Origin of the sequence: Sphingobium sp. 22B (genome assembly GCF_001580035.1) — a bacterium.
In the GTDB taxonomy this organism is placed as follows: domain Bacteria; phylum Pseudomonadota; class Alphaproteobacteria; order Sphingomonadales; family Sphingomonadaceae; genus Sphingobium; species Sphingobium fuliginis.
The window spans coordinates 1-14,232 of record NZ_LTAB01000003.1; the positions used below are offsets into that span (position 1 = coordinate 1).

Sequence of the window (14,232 nt, forward strand, 5' to 3'; positions counted from 1 at the left end):
AAGACATGATAGGTGGGGGTGAGCACCATCTTCCTGCCTTCGGTCAGGATCATCGCCTGCAACACATTCACCATCTGCGCGATGGCGCTCATGCGCACGCGGTCGGCATGTTTGGCGAAGATGTCGAGATGGATCGACGCGATCAGCGCATCGCGCAGCGTATTCTGTTGCCGCAGGAAACCGGGATGCGTGCCGGGGTCCTGCGCGTACCAGGCGCCCCATTCGTCTACCGCCAGGAATATCCGCTTCTGCGGATCATATTTGTCCATGATCGCGCTGTGCTTCGTGATCAGCTCGTCCATGCGCATCGCGCCGGCCAGCGCGTCGGCCCAGCCGGTCTCGTCGAAGTCGACGGCGGGAGCGCGGGGCGGCCAGCCGCCCGCCGGGTGGACATAATAATGCAGCGAAAGGCCGTCCAGACGATCGGCCGCCACCCGCATCATCGTCTCGGTCCAGTTGTAATCGTCGACATTGGCCCCGGCCGCGACCTTCAGGATCCGGGTGCCCGCCGGCGCCTTGATGAAGGTGGCGTAGCGGCGCGTCTCGTCCGCCGCGAATTCCGGCCGCATATTGCCGCCGCAGCCCCACAGTTCGTTGCCCACGCCGAAATAGGGGACCGACCATGGCTCCTTATGCCCGTTCTTCGCGCGCAGATCGGCCAGGCTGCCGGCGGGTGCGGTCATATATTCCACCCACTCGGCCATTTCCTGCGGGCTGCCATTGCCGACATTGCCGGCGATATAGGCCTGTGCGCCGACCTGCCGCAGCAGTTCGAAAAATTCATGCGTGCCGACCGAATTGGGCTCGGTCACGCCGCCCCAATGGGTATTGACCTTGACCGGGCGGTCCTTCTTCGGCCCGATCCCCTCCCGCCAATGATATTCGTCGGCAAAGCAGCCGCCGGGCCAGCGGATGATCGGCACCGACAGGTTGCGCAGCGCGGCCACCACATCGTTGCGGAAGCCGTTGGTGTTGGGGATGGACCTGTCATTGCCGACCCACAGGCCGCCATAGATGCCATTGCCCAGATGCTCCGCGAACTGGGTGAAGATCGCCTTGTCATAGATCGCGCCGGGCTTGTCAGCATGGATGGTCGCCATGGTCGGCCTGCCGCCGGTCTGCGCATGCGCGCCGGCGAGCGCTGTGGCGCAGAGCAGAAGCGCGGCAGTGGTGCGGCGCAGGGCCTTGATCATTCCTCTCTCCCTATGTCCAGGCATGTGTTCAGTCGTGAAATGCTGCGGTGGTCTGACGCTTGCCGCGCAGGAAGGCGTCGGCAACCAGCCGCAAGGGCGCGGTGTCCACATCGCTGCGTCCGCCCCGGATCAGCGCGGCGAAGCGGCGGTAGAGGCCCGCATATTCGATGTCCTCGCCATGCTCCGTACCGCCGGGCAGGTGCAGCACGGCGCCGCCCTGGCTGAGCTTCAGCATGCCCGCGTCGGTTTCGACCATGATGTCCCAGCTTTGCGGGCCGGTCTGGCGCCAGTCGAGGTCCATGTGGATCGCCGCGCCGCCGGTGTCCCGAAAGGCGATGTCGGCGGCAATCGGCGCGGCGCGGTTTTCCGGCAGCACCAGTGTGGCGTCCTTCAGGAAGAAGGGGCGCGGCAGGATATGGGTGACGATGGAGAGCGCGTTGATCCCCGGATCGAACACGCCAAGCCCGCCCGGTTCCCAGATCCACGCCTGACCCGGATGCCAGACGCGCACATCTTCGCGCCAGACGATGGACACCTTGTCGATCCGCCGCTCGGCCAGCCATGCCCGCGCCGGAGCCACCCCGGCGGCAAAGCGCGAATGCCAGGCCGCGAACAGGCTGACGCCGGCCTTGTCCGCCTCCGCTTCGAGTGCGGCGACTTCGGCCAATGTCGCGCCGGGCGGCTTCTCAAGGAACAGATGGATGCCCCTGCCGATCGCCTGCGACGCCAGCGCATGGCGGACCTGCGGCGGGGTGCAGAGGGCGATCGCATCGACCGCCGGCCCCTCCGCCAGCAGGGCGTCGAGGCTGGCATGATGCGGCACGCCCTCAAGTCCCGCATCCTGCGGGCTGACCGTCGCGGCCAGGCTGAAGGCGCCATTGCCGCGGATCGCGGGGACATGCTGGTCCCGCGCGATCTTGCCGATGCCGACGATGGCGATGCGAATGGGGTCCATGGGCCTAGAGGACCTTCACCGTCACCTCGACCGGCGCCGCGCGCTTCAGCGGGTTGCGCACGGGCAGGGTGAAGGGCGCGGCGATGATCTCGAACACATCGCCTTCCTGCGTCTGCACGCCGTCGGCGAAGGAAAGCGTGGCCGTGCCGAAAAAGTGGACATGCACGTCGCCGGGGCGACGGAACAGGTCATATTTGAAATGATGATGTTCGAGATTGGTCAGACTGTGCGACATATTGCCTTCGCCCGAGAGGAAGGGCTTTTCCCACAGCACCTCGCCGTTCCGCAGGATGCGGCTGCTGCCTTCGATATGTTCCGGCGCGGGGCCGACCAGCAGTTCCGGGCCGAGCGACGCCTGACGCAGCTTGCTATGGGCGAGCCAGAGATAATTGTGCCGCTCGGTCACATGGTCGCTGAACTCGTTGGCGAGCGCGAGGCCGAGGCGATAGGGCCGGCCGTCGGGGCCGATGATGTAGATGCCGGCGATCTCCGGCTCCTCGCCGCCATCCCGTGCGAAGGCGGGCATGGTCAGCGGATCGGTCGGCCCCACCAGTTGGGACCCGTCGCCCTTGTAGAACCATTCAGGCTGCTGCCCGACCGCGCCCGGGTCGGGCTTCCCGCCTTCCAGCCCTTCCAGGAACATGCGCATGCTGTCCGTCTGCTTTTCGGCGGCGGCGGCTTCGCGGTGCATCTTGTCGCGGCCTTCGGCGGAACCGAGATGGGTGAGGCCCGTGCCGGTCAGTTGCACATGGGCCGCGTCCTCATGGTCGATCGGCGCGATCAGGCGGCCGGCCTCGAACTCGGCGGCGATGTCGACGGCATCGCCCTTCGGCGCCGCGGCGACGATCTGCGCCAGCGAAAGCCCCTTGGCGATGGCGTCCAGCGCCAGCGCGCGGATGCTTTCCACCCCGAGGAGGAAATGCGCCTCGCTGTCCTGCGCGGCGATAACCGAACGCCCCCCATTGCCCGAACGGTGTTGCAACAGGCGCAAATTCATGAACGATCTCCTCCCGCGCGCCTTTCCCGGCGCTCGCAAACGTCATCTAAAGGTCGAATTGTCAGTCATTTCATCGGCGCGAGACTGGCGCGTGGCGGCCTAGCTGCCCTGAAGTTCGAAAGTCGGGGCTTTATCCGCCATGTGAATCTCCTTATTACTCCGACATATTACAGCTAGTCGTAGAAGGCAATGATTGTGTTTCGCCTTGGCTGATCGACTGCTAAGGAAGGAGCCGGAGGAGCATGAATGGCTGAAGAAAAGCGGCTCTTGAAGGGGGCTGAAGAGGGCGCATCGAAAGAGGCGCGGGGTCCCGGAAGGCGTCTGCATGGCGCCATCGCGCACAAGCTGGGAACGGCGATCTTGTCCGGCCAATATGCGCCGGGCGACGTCCTGTCCGGCGAAGTCGCCTTTGCCGAGGAACTGGAAGTGTCGCGCAGCGCCTATCGCGAGGCGATACAGGTGCTGACCGCCAAGGGGCTGGTGGAAAGCCGGCCCAAGGCGGGGACGCGCGTGCTGCCGCGCAACCGCTGGAACCTGCTCGATCCCGAGGTGCTGGCCTGGGCCTTCGCCGGGGAGCCCGACGTTCAGTTCGTGCGCGACCTGTTCGAACTGCGCGCCATCGTCGAGCCCGCGGCGGCGCGGCTGGCGGCGCAGCGGCGGACCAGGGAGGACATCAAGCTGATGAAGGACGCGCTGGCCGCGATGCGCCGCCACACGCTGGCGACAGAGGCCGGGCGCGCGGCGGATCGCGATTTCCATAATGCGATCCTGAATTCGACGCGCAACGATGCGCTGCAGACGCTGTCTGCCAGCATCGGCGCGGCGGTCAACTGGACCACCCAGTTCAAGCAGCGGGCGCGGGCCTTGCCGCGCAACCCGATTCCGGACCATGTGCGGGTGTTCGACGCCATTGCGGCAGGCGATGCGGCCGCGGCGGCGGAGGCGATGGGCGTGCTGGTCGATCTGGCGCTGGAGGATACGGCGAGCGCGATGACGCGGTGATTCGCATCCTCACCTGCGTGAAGCGGTGGTGGACGGGAAGCACGCGCAGGTCGTGCCATTTTCCCTTGCGCCAGCCTTTGGCCGGCTTCCCTTCCAATCCCGATGGCGAGGATGAAAAAAAGGCCGGAACGGGACGTCCCGCTCCGGCCTTTTCCGGTTTCGAGGCTTGCGACCCTCGGCTCCGTCACCCGATCTGCTGATCGGGCAGCGCATGGGTCGGCTTTGATCCCCATAGCGCATAGAACAGGATGTAAAGTTCGCAGACCGCGGTCAGCAGGAAGCTGGTCTGCAAACCGAAACGGTCGGCCAGATAGCCCTGCACCACCACCAGCGCGCCACCCGCGATCGCCATGATCAGCAGGCCCGATCCTTCTTCGGTCAGCGGCCCCAGCCCCTTGATGCCGAGGGTGAAGATGGTCGGGAACATGATCGAGTGGAACAGGCCCACCAGGATCAGCGACCACATCGCCACCTCCCCACGGGCGAAGACGGTGACCATCATCACGATGAACGCGCCGATGGAGAAGGCGGCCAGCACCTTGCCCGCGTCGAACCGCTGCATGATCGCGGAGCCGGCGAACCGGCCGACCATCATGCCGCCCCAGAGGAAGGTCAGGTAACGGCCCGCCTGTTCATGGGTGAGGTTGGCGATATGGGGCTGGCTGACGAAGTTCACGAACAGGTTGGCGACGCCGATTTCCGCAATCAGGTAGATGAAGATCGCCGGAACGCCGAACACCAGGTTGCGATGCGCCCACAGCGAATGCTTCTTCCGCTCCTCCTTGGCGAGGCGGGTGGCCGACGCGCCCATGGCGGGCAGCGGGAAGCGCGCGATCACGACGGCCAGCACCACCAGCACCACGGCCACCAGGCCATAGGGCAGGACCACCGACTGGGCATCGGCCAGCCGTTCCGCCTGCGTCAGCACGACATCGCCCTGGGCTGTGCCGCCCTTCGACCGGCCGAGGATCAGATAGGCCCCGAACATCGGCGCCAGCATCGTGCCCGCCGAGTTCATCGCCTGCACCAGGTTCAGGCGCGAGGAGGCGGTTTCCGGCTTGCCGACCACCGCGACATAGGGATTGGCCGCGACCTGGAGCAGGGTGATGCCGCTGGCGATCACGAACAGCATGAGCAGCGTCACGCCATAGGAGGGGATGGACGCCGCCAGCATCATGCCCAGCGCGCCCGCCGCCATGATCAGCAGCCCCGTCACCAGCGACTTCTGGTAGCCGATGCGTTCGATCAGCTTGGCCGAGGGGATGGAAGCGACGAAATAGGCGATGAACCACACCGATTCGATCAGCGTCGTCTGGGTGTAGCTCAGCTCGAACACGCTGCGCAGATGCGGCAGCAGCGTATTGTTGATGACGGTGATGAAGCCCCACATGAAAAAGAGGCTGGCCAGCAACGTCAGGGCAGGGCCGTAGCGCGTGCCCGGATTATGGGCCGCGGCGGGCGCCGCGGTTGAGGAAATGGGTCCTGCCATTCATCCTTCTCCGGAAGAGTCGAAAAGGAGCGCCGCCGGAACAGGGTTGCGCCCGATTATTTTGTAGGAGTATATCCCCTCCAACGACGCGTCAATGGCGTCCGGGAGGAACTGCATGCGAAAGGCCTTTATGAACAGAACGGTTTTGGCAACGTTGTCATACGGTGCCGTCCTGATGATGACAAGCACGGCGGCACTGGCGACGGAGGCCAGTCGCGCCACCGCCGGCACGCTGGCCGACGGCACGGCGATCGAGGCGATCACGCTAAAGAACGCACGGGGCGTGTCGGCCACCATCCTGACCTATGGCGCGACCTTACAGAAGCTGGAGGGGCCGGACCGCAACGGCAAGATCGCGGACGTGCTGCTCGGCTATGACGATCTTGCCGGCTATGTCGACCGTCCCAATTATTTCGGCGTGACCGTGGGCCGCTACGCAAACAGGATCGCGGGCGGCAAATTCACGCTGGACGGCAAGAGCTATCAATTGCCGCTCAATGACAAGGTCAATTCGCTGCATGGCGGGGGCAAGGGCTTCGACAAGCAGGCGTGGAACGTCGTTTCGCTGAAGAGCGGGCCGACCGCCACGCTGGTCCTGTCCCTCACCAGCCCGGACGGCGACGCCGGTTATCCCGGCAAGCTCGACACCACCGTCACCTATACGCTGGACGAGGCGGGCAATCTGGGCATTGCCTTCGACGCGAAGACCAGCAGGCCGACCATCGTCAACATGACCAACCATGCGATCTTCAACCTGGCGGGCGAGGGAGCGGCCGACAGCGCACTGGGGCATCTGCTGACCATTCCGGCCAGGGCCTTCACGCCCGTGGACGCCAATCTGATCCCGACCGGCGAACTCAAGCCGGTGGAAGGCACGGTGTTCGATTTCCGCATGCCGCGCCGCGTGGCGGATGGCATTCGCGACGGCCGCGACGCGCAGATCGTCGCCGGGCGCGGCTACGACCATAATTTCGCGCTGGACAAGGGTGCGACCAAGGCCCCCGAACTGGCCGCGCGCCTGGAGGACCCGGCGTCGGGCCGCGTGCTCGACGTGCTGACGACGGAGCCCGGCGTGCAATTCTACACCGGCAATTTCCTGGACGGGACGCTGATCGGCAAGCAGGGCCATCTCTACCGCATGGGCGACGGCATCGCGCTGGAGCCGCAGAAATTCCCCGACTCGCCCAACCAGCCGAAATTCCTGTCGGCGCGGGTGGACCCCGGCAAGCCCTATCATCACCAGATGATCTACCGCCTGTCCGTCAAGCGCTGAAGGAACATCCGGCATGGGTGAATGGCGCAAGGTCGACCGCGACATAAGCGATGCGCTGGGGGAGGGGACGCTATGGTCCGCCCGTGAGAATGCGGTCTATTGGACCGACATACTCGCGCCCGCGCTCAACCGCCTGTCGCTGGACGACGGCGCCATCCAGCGCTGGGCCATGCCCGAGCCGATCGGCTGGGTGGCCGAGCGGGCGGGCGGGGGCTTCATCGGCGGCTTCCAGAGCGGCTTCGCCCGGATCTCGCTCGATCCGCTGGTCATCGAGCCGATAGGCGATCCCGAACCGCATCTGCCCGGCAGCCGCATGAACGATGGCAAGGCCGATGCGAGCGGCGCCATCTGGTGCGGCACGATGGACATGGCGGAGGAGCAGGATGTGGGCGCGCTCTACCGGCTCGATCCCGATGGACGCTGGGCGGTGATGGACGGGGGCTATCGCGTGCCCAACGGCCCGGCCTTTTCCGCCTGCGGGCACTGGCTTTATCACAGCGATACGGCCAGGCGGCAGATATATCGCTTCGCCCGCACGGCCGAAGGCGGCCTGGCGGATCGCCGGCCCTTCATCCGCCTTGCCGAGGAGGATGGCTATCCCGACGGCATGACCGTCGATGCGGACGGGCATCTGTGGGTAGCCCATTGGGGCGGCGGGCGGATCAGCCGCTTCACGCCCGGGGGCAAGCTCGACCGCTCGATCGCGCTGCCCGCCAGGCAGGTGACGAACATCTGCTTCGCCGGGGACAAGCTGGACCGGATGTTCGTCAGTTCGGCGGCGACCGGTCTGCCGGAAAGCGACTATGACGGTGCGTTTTTCGAAGTCTTTCCCGGCGTCCGGGGGTTGCCGACGAACCTCTACGCGGGATGAGGGACAAGCCGGGATCGGCCGCTACTGGCCGATCGCCGGCTTCATGCATGCCGTGCTCCTGCGATGGCGGGAGCCCGGTCAAGGCGATGAGATCATCCACAGGGCCCAGCCCCGGGCTTTCAACAGCCGCCCGTCTCGTCCAGCAGCCTTCGCGGCAGCATGGCCGCCGAAGCGGGCGGAAGGCGCTCCTTAAAAAACCGCCGCCACCAATTGCGCGAACGCATCGGCGCGGTGGCTCATGCCATGCTTCTTCTCCGGGTCCATCTCGCCGAAGCTGATGCCATGACCATGCGGCTGGAAGATCGGATCATAGCCGAAGCCCCTGTCGCCACGGGGCGGCCAGGTGATCGTGCCGTCGACGCGGCCTTCGAACGCCTCCACATGGCCGTCGGGCCAGGCCAGCGCCAGGGCGCAGACGAAATGCGCGTCATGACCCGCTTCCGGCCCCTTCGCCTGGATATTGTCCCAGACGAGCTGCATGGCGAGGCCGAAATCCTTGGTCGGGCCGGCCCAGCGGGCGGAGAAGATGCCCGGATCGCCGTTCAGCGCCTCCACGCACAGGCCGCTGTCGTCGGCCAGCGCGGGCAGGCCGGAAAGATCCGCCGCCTGCATCGCCTTCAGTTCCGCATTGGCGATGAAGGTCGTGCCGGTCTCCTCCGGCTCGGGCAGGTCCAACGCCGCTGCGGACACCGTCTCTATGCCATAGGGCGCCAGCAATTCGCCGATTTCCCGCACCTTGCCGGGATTATGGCTGGCGATCACCAGTCGTCCCGGACCCAGCTTGCGGATCGCCTGTTCCTGCCCGAATTCATCGCTCATTCCGTCATCCCATATCCCACGCGCCCCGAAAACGAACGGAAGGAAGAATTATCTCCCGGTCGCCTTGTCCTGTGCCGCGAAAATCCGCGCGCAGCCTATGCGGGCAAGGCGCAGCAGGCGCAGCAGTTCCTCCTCGTCATAGGTCGCGCCCTCGGCGGTCGCCTGCACCTCCGCGAACTTGCCGTCGCCCGTCAGGATCAGGTTGGCGTCCGCCTCCGCATTGCTGTCCTCGGCATAGTCCAGATCCAGCACCGGGGTGCCGTTATAGATACCGCAGCTTATCGCCGCGACCTTCTGCACGATGGGGTCTTCGGTGAGGGCGCCCGATGCCAGCAGCTTGTCGATGGCGATGCGCAGCGCCACCCAGCTTCCCGAAATGGCGGCGGTGCGGGTGCCGCCATCGGCCTGGATCACGTCGCAGTCGACGACGATCTGCCGCTCGCCCAGTTTCTGGAGGTCGACCACGGCGCGCAGCGACCGGCCGATGAGGCGCTGGATTTCCTGGGTGCGGCCCGACTGCTTGCCCTTGGCGGCCTCGCGGCTGCCGCGGGTGTGGGTGGCGCGGGGCAGCATGCCATATTCCGCCGTGACCCAGCCCGACCCCTTGCCGCGCAGGAAGGGGGGCACCTTCTCCTCGATCGAGGCGGTGCAGAGGACCCGCGTGTCACCGAAGCTGACCAGGCAGCTCCCCTCGGCATGGATGGTGAAGCCGGGTTCCATGGTGATGTCGCGCATCTGGTCGGGCGCACGGCCGGAAGGACGCATAAATATTCTACTCCGAAGCGTTGTGTCGAGCGGGCTTAGCGTCGGGCGGCCCATCATGCCAGTGGCGATGAACCCGAAAGATGCTAGAGAGCGGCCTATGGTGACGAAAGCACTATCGATTTTGGCGGCCACTGTCCTGCTGGGCGGCTGTGCCATGGAACAGGCGGAGCTGGAAAAGCCGACCCTGGCCGGCGATACCATCAGATTTTCCGCCGGTCCCTGTTTCGGCGCCTGCCCCAGCTACAGCCTGCGCGTGACGCCGGACGGGTCCGGGCTGATCGAGCCGCAGCGTTTCACCGCCATTCCCGGCCCGACCCGTTTCACGGTGACGCCGGCGCAATATCGCCGCTTCCGCGCCGCGCTGGCGCAGTTTCGGCCCGCGCAGGGCACGGTCAGGCGAATCGGCCAGGGGGAAAATTGCGTCCGCTTCGCCACGGACATGCCCGGCTATGTGATAGAATGGACCCGGGGCGAAGCGCCGCCCACCCGGCTGGAGTTCCAGTCGGGCTGCATGGATGCGGGCTATGGCAAGCTGCGCGCCACCATCGCGTCGATCCCCAGCATGCTCGACGTCGCCGCCATGGTGAAGCCGACGACGGCGAAGGGCCGGTGACGACGGGCTTGAGCCGGGACCGATGCTTGCCTAGATAAAGGCCATGGCGGTCACCCCGATCACCGAACTTAACGAACGTGCGCGTGACGTTTTCCGTCTGGTGGTCGAGAGCTATCTCGGCACCGGGCTGCCCGTTGGCTCGCGCACGATCAGCAAGATGGCGTCGCTCAGCCTGTCGCCCGCCTCCATCCGCAATGTGATGCAGGATCTGGAGGAACTGGGCCTGCTTGCCGCGCCGCACACCTCCGCTGGACGGATGCCGACGGAAACCGGCCTCAGGCTGTTCGTCGACGGCATGATGCAGGCCGCGGAACCTTCGGTCGAGGAACGGCGCGCGATCGAGGCCGGGATCAGCGAAGGCGGCCCGATAGAGGAGGCGCTGTCGGCCGCGACCGCTGCGCTGTCCGGCCTCTCGGCCTGCGCCGGCATCGTGATGGTGCCCAAGCGGGAGCCGGTGCTGCGGCAGTTCGGCTTCGTGCCCCTGAATGAACGGCAGGCGCTGGCTGTGCTGGTGGGGCAGGACGGTTCCATCGAGAATCGCGTCGTGGACCTTCCGGTGGGCGTGACGCCGATGATGCTGAACGAGGCTGCCAACTTCATGTCGGCGCGCTTCGGCGGCATGACGCTGGCGCAGGCGCGCGAGGCCCTCCGGCGCGAGGTAGAGGGGGACCGGAACGCGCTTCAGGGCGCGGCGGGGGAACTGGTGGCGAGGGGTATCGCCCTGTGGTCGCAGGATGCCGACGACCGCCCGGTGCTGATCGTGCGCGGTCAGGCGCATCTGCTGGATGACGGCACCGCCGCCGATCTGGAGCGGGTGAGGCAATTGCTGGAACAGCTTGAAGGCAAGCAGGAGATTTCCCGGCTGCTGGAAAGTGCGCTGGCGGGCAGCGCGACCAAAATCTTCATCGGTTCGGAAAACAAGCTCTTTTCCCTGTCGGGTTCTTCGGTCATAGCCGCGCCTTACCGCAGCGGTGACGGCCGGGTGGTGGGCGTGGTCGGGGTAATCGGCCCCACGCGCTTGAACTATGCGCGGGTGATCCCCATGGTGGACTTCACCGCACAGACGCTGTCGAGATTGATGAGATGAGCGAAGACAAGCAGAATATCGAAAATACCGAAGTCGTGGACGAACTGCCCGAGGATGCGTCGCCCGCCGGCGACGCGGCGGCGGAACGGATCGCGAGCCTTGAAAACGAGCTGGCGACCGCGAAGCAGGAGGTGCTCTACGCCCATGCCGAAGCGCAGAATGTGCGGCGGCGGCTGGAAAAGGAACTGGCCGACGCACGCGCCTATGCCGCGACGGCCTTTGCCCGCGACATGCTGTCGGTGGCGGACAATCTGGGCCGCGCGCTTCAGGCGATCCCCGCCGACCTGCGCGAGGATGAGAAGTTCAAGGGCCTGGTCGCCGGGCTTGAAGCCACCGGGCGGGAACTGGAGGCGGTGTTCGGCCGCAACGGCATTGAGAAGCTGGTGTCGGTCGGCCAGCCGCTTGACCCCAACAAGCATCAGGCGATGATGGAAGTGCCCTCCGCCGATGCCGAGCCGGGTACGGTGCTGGTGGAGATGCAGGCAGGCTATACGATCAAGGACCGGTTGCTGCGCCCGGCGCTGGTCAGCGTGGCGAAGAAACCGGACTGATCGGTTGCACCTGAAGCATGCAAGGGCTCGCCGGACCACCGTCCGGCGGGCCTTTTTCGTTCACGGGCCCGCGCGCTCCGCCGGCGGAACCGCGCCGGGATGGCCGGGTCAAGCTTGAGCCGGATTCAGGCACTGGTGGGGCGAAGCCTGGCCCTGATTTTTGGGGGAGTTCCCGCCATAGCCCTGATCCGCGATAAAGATATATCGCAACTCTTGACGTTCGGCCTTTTTAAGATATATCTCAAACTATCAAGAAACAGTTGAGAGAATCATCCATGCATTTTCATCATCGCGCTCGCGGGCACCATGGTTTTGGCCATGACCGCATGTTCGGACCGGACGGCCGCGAACCCGGCGGCTTTGGCGGTCGCTTCGGGGATGGTCCGTTCGGCGGCGGCCGGGGCGGGCATTTTGGCGGCGGGCGGGGTGGCGGCCGTCGCCGCCTGTTCGGCAATGACGCGCTCAGGCTCATCCTGCTCAAGCTCATCTCCGACGCGCCCCGCCATGGCTATGATCTGATCCGCGAGATCGAAACCCTGTCGGGCGAGGTCTATGTGCCAAGTCCGGGCGTCGTCTATCCGACGCTGACCTTGCTTGCGGACATGGATCTGATCGCGGAGCAGCCGGGCGAAAGCAGCCGCAAGCTGTTCGCGATCACGGAGGCGGGCACGGCCTATCTGGCCGACCATGAACAAGGCGTGGCGCTGGTCATGGACCGGCTGGGCTCGCTGGCGCGCAAGGCGGAGCGCACCGACGGCGCGCCGATCCGGCGGGCCATGCACAATCTGGGCATGGCGGTCCGGGCGCGGCTTGAAAAGGAGGGGGCGGATGCGCAGACCATGTTCGACGTCGCCGCGCTGATCGACGAGGCGGCCAGCAGGATCGAAAGGCTTTGACCATGGCTTTGACGGCGCATGTGCCGACCGCCAACGCCAGCCGCTATCTCCAGCAGCTGTGCAAGCATTGGGGGCACAAGTTCGAAACCGATTTCGACGCGCGGCAGGGAAGCATCGCCTTTCCCATGGGGCCGATCCGGATGGCGGCCGGGGCTGACGCCCTGACCGTCACGATCGAACCGGGGGAGGGGACCGATGTCGAACGCTTCAAGCAGGTGGTGGCGGACCATCTCGACCGCTTCGCCTTCAGGGAAGCGCCGCTGACCTTCGACTGGCGGTAAGGGGGGCGGGGCGGGCAGTTCCGCCCCGCCGGCCGCCGCTCTTCCTCAGGCCACCTGGCGTCCGAAGTCCGATGACGCCGCGCGCAGGCTGGAAAGCTTGCCTTCCACGCTCATGAAGCCGCGTTCGAGCTGGTCGATTTCGGATGCGACCACCTCGGTATCCTGGCGGATGGCGCTGATGGTCGACGACATGGAGTCGGCGGCCAGCGCGGTTTCGTCGACAGCGGCGGTGATCATCGTCACCGTCTGCGCCTGGGCATCCATGGCGTGGCGGATGCGTTCGGCGCTGGCCTGGACCTCGCCCACCGTGTCGCGAATGCGCTCGTTGGTCTCCACCGACTGGCGGGTGGATGCCTGGATGTCCGCGATCTTGCCCGCGATCTCATCGGTGGCGCGGGCGGTCTGGTTGGCGAGGCTCTTCACCTCCTGCGCGACCACCGCGAAGCCGCGGCCGGCATCGCCCGCGCGGGCCGCCTCGATCGTGGCGTTGAGCGCAAGCAGGTTGGTCTGGCCGGCAATGTCGCGGATCAGGCCCAGGATCGATTCGATGGATTTCGCATGGTCGGACAGGGTGGTCGACATGGCCACCGCGTCGCCCGACTGGCGGGCCGCCCGCTGGGCGACGTCGGCCGCGCTTTCCACCTCCGTCCGCGCATCCTCGATAGCGCGAATGAGGCCGGCGGAGGTGCGGGCGGCTTCGCGCATCGCAAGGGCGGACTGTTCGGCGGCGGCGGCGACTTCCGACGCCTTGCCCAGCATGCCGCGTGTCGCGGCCGATGCGTCCTTCGCCTGTTCGCGCAGCGATTCGCCCAGTTGCGACGCGCCGTCGATCTCTCCCATGATCCGCTGTTCGAACATCGTGCCGAAGCGTTGGCGCTCGTTGCGCTGCGCCTCCGCCTCGTCGCCTGCGATGACGTTCGCCATCAGCCCGGCGTCGACCATGCCGACCTGCATCATGACATGCACCAGACGGCGACGCCCCGTTTCATCCTCCATCCGATGCCAGATAAGGTCGATCAGCTTCTCGTTGGCCGCAGCCACCGGCATCAGCACCGCACGCAGCGGCGAGCCGTGCTTGCGGGCGTGGCGTACGCAGGCGATGGAGGAAATCGCCCATTCGCCCGCATCGTAATAGCCGAGTTTCTGGCGCACATATTCATGCGCTTCCGTCTCGATCTTGGCGAGCGTGGAGGGGTTGAGCTTCGACCGCAGCCCCGTCTGCTCGACATAGGCATCGTAGAAAGTGCGCGCCGCCAGGGTCACCTGTTCGCCCAGCAGGTCGCGAATCTGGCGCAACCCCTGCGCCAGCTCGCCATGCGGGTCGACCTCCCTCATCATCGCAAGGACGGTGCTTTTGGGCGTGGCGGCGGAATTCATGTGCGGCAAAACCCCAGATTGGTCTCATTGTCCCGTCGGGTGATAGCGCCATTTGGTTAATCA

At 66.0% G+C, this 14,232-nt stretch carries 15 protein-coding genes; 8 read left to right on the forward strand and 7 right to left on the reverse strand.

The features are described from left to right. The 3 genes from A0J57_RS04405 to araD1 all read right to left on the reverse strand — a co-directional run. On the reverse strand, positions 1-1,193 hold a 1,193-nt coding region (locus A0J57_RS04405), incomplete at its 3' end, for an alpha-N-arabinofuranosidase (RefSeq protein WP_061940510.1). A 28-nt stretch (positions 1,194-1,221) separates the two neighbouring features. Further along, complete coding sequence (locus A0J57_RS04410; protein ID WP_025550028.1) at positions 1,222-2,148, reverse strand: Gfo/Idh/MocA family protein; 927 nt, start codon at positions 2,146-2,148, stop codon at positions 1,222-1,224. A gap of 4 nt (positions 2,149-2,152) precedes the next feature. Then, complete coding sequence (gene araD1, locus A0J57_RS04415; protein WP_061940508.1) at positions 2,153-3,145, reverse strand: AraD1 family protein; 993 nt, start codon at positions 3,143-3,145, stop codon at positions 2,153-2,155. Positions 3,146-3,391: 246 nt separating this feature from the next. Between araD1 and A0J57_RS04420 the strand changes: the two genes are divergently transcribed. Continuing rightward, positions 3,392-4,147: a FadR/GntR family transcriptional regulator gene (locus tag A0J57_RS04420; protein ID WP_173664344.1), complete on the forward strand. Its 756-nt coding sequence runs from the start codon at positions 3,392-3,394 to the stop codon at positions 4,145-4,147. Positions 4,148-4,331: 184 nt separating this feature from the next. Here the strand turns inward: A0J57_RS04420 and A0J57_RS04425 are convergent, their stop codons facing one another. Then, positions 4,332-5,636, reverse strand: coding sequence for a sugar MFS transporter (locus tag A0J57_RS04425; RefSeq protein WP_061940506.1), 1,305 nt, complete (start codon positions 5,634-5,636; stop codon positions 4,332-4,334). Positions 5,637-5,811: 175 nt separating this feature from the next. Between A0J57_RS04425 and A0J57_RS04430 the strand changes: the two genes are divergently transcribed. Both A0J57_RS04430 and A0J57_RS04435 read left to right on the forward strand, forming a co-directional pair. Beyond that, positions 5,812-6,909, forward strand: a complete 1,098-nt coding sequence (locus tag A0J57_RS04430; RefSeq protein ID WP_101756450.1) for an aldose epimerase family protein — start codon at positions 5,812-5,814, stop codon at positions 6,907-6,909. Positions 6,910-6,922: 13 nt separating this feature from the next. Next, entirely contained in the window at positions 6,923-7,780 is an 858-nt protein-coding gene (locus tag A0J57_RS04435; protein WP_061940502.1) for an SMP-30/gluconolactonase/LRE family protein, read from the forward strand. 189 nt (positions 7,781-7,969) lie between these two features. Here A0J57_RS04435 and rdgB read toward each other — a convergent pair whose 3' ends face one another. Together rdgB and rph are read right to left on the reverse strand one after the other, a co-directional pair. Beyond that, positions 7,970-8,599, reverse strand: a complete 630-nt coding sequence (gene rdgB, locus A0J57_RS04440) for an RdgB/HAM1 family non-canonical purine NTP pyrophosphatase (protein ID WP_025550034.1) — start codon at positions 8,597-8,599, stop codon at positions 7,970-7,972. 48 nt (positions 8,600-8,647) lie between these two features. Further along, positions 8,648-9,364, reverse strand: a complete 717-nt coding sequence (rph, locus tag A0J57_RS04445; RefSeq protein WP_025550035.1) for a ribonuclease PH — start codon at positions 9,362-9,364, stop codon at positions 8,648-8,650. Positions 9,365-9,461: 97 nt separating this feature from the next. Between rph and A0J57_RS04450 the strand changes: the two genes are divergently transcribed. The 5 genes from A0J57_RS04450 to A0J57_RS04470 all read left to right on the forward strand — a co-directional run bounded on the left by A0J57_RS04450 (position 9,462) and on the right by A0J57_RS04470 (position 12,792). Then, positions 9,462-9,977 (forward strand): DUF6438 domain-containing protein, encoded by a 516-nt coding sequence (locus A0J57_RS04450; RefSeq protein ID WP_044662732.1) that lies wholly within the window; start codon positions 9,462-9,464, stop codon positions 9,975-9,977. 43 nt (positions 9,978-10,020) lie between these two features. Then, positions 10,021-11,064, forward strand: a complete 1,044-nt coding sequence (gene hrcA / locus A0J57_RS04455) for a heat-inducible transcriptional repressor HrcA (RefSeq protein ID WP_044662731.1) — start codon at positions 10,021-10,023, stop codon at positions 11,062-11,064. Continuing rightward, the gene (gene grpE, locus A0J57_RS04460) at positions 11,061-11,615 is read left to right on the forward strand and encodes a nucleotide exchange factor GrpE (RefSeq protein WP_025547639.1); all 555 of its coding nucleotides are present in this window, start codon (positions 11,061-11,063) and stop codon (positions 11,613-11,615) included. The genes hrcA and grpE overlap by 4 nt, the downstream gene beginning before the upstream one ends. Positions 11,616-11,890: 275 nt before the next feature. Continuing rightward, positions 11,891-12,511: a PadR family transcriptional regulator gene (locus tag A0J57_RS04465; RefSeq protein WP_025547637.1), complete on the forward strand. Its 621-nt coding sequence runs from the start codon at positions 11,891-11,893 to the stop codon at positions 12,509-12,511. A 2-nt stretch (positions 12,512-12,513) separates the two neighbouring features. Further along, positions 12,514-12,792, forward strand: coding sequence for a DUF2218 domain-containing protein (locus A0J57_RS04470; RefSeq protein ID WP_025547636.1), 279 nt, complete (start codon positions 12,514-12,516; stop codon positions 12,790-12,792). A gap of 45 nt (positions 12,793-12,837) precedes the next feature. Here the strand turns inward: A0J57_RS04470 and A0J57_RS04475 are convergent, their stop codons facing one another. Further along, the gene (locus tag A0J57_RS04475; protein WP_025547635.1) at positions 12,838-14,169 is read right to left on the reverse strand and encodes a methyl-accepting chemotaxis protein; all 1,332 of its coding nucleotides are present in this window, start codon (positions 14,167-14,169) and stop codon (positions 12,838-12,840) included. Positions 14,170-14,232 lie beyond the last annotated feature (63 nt).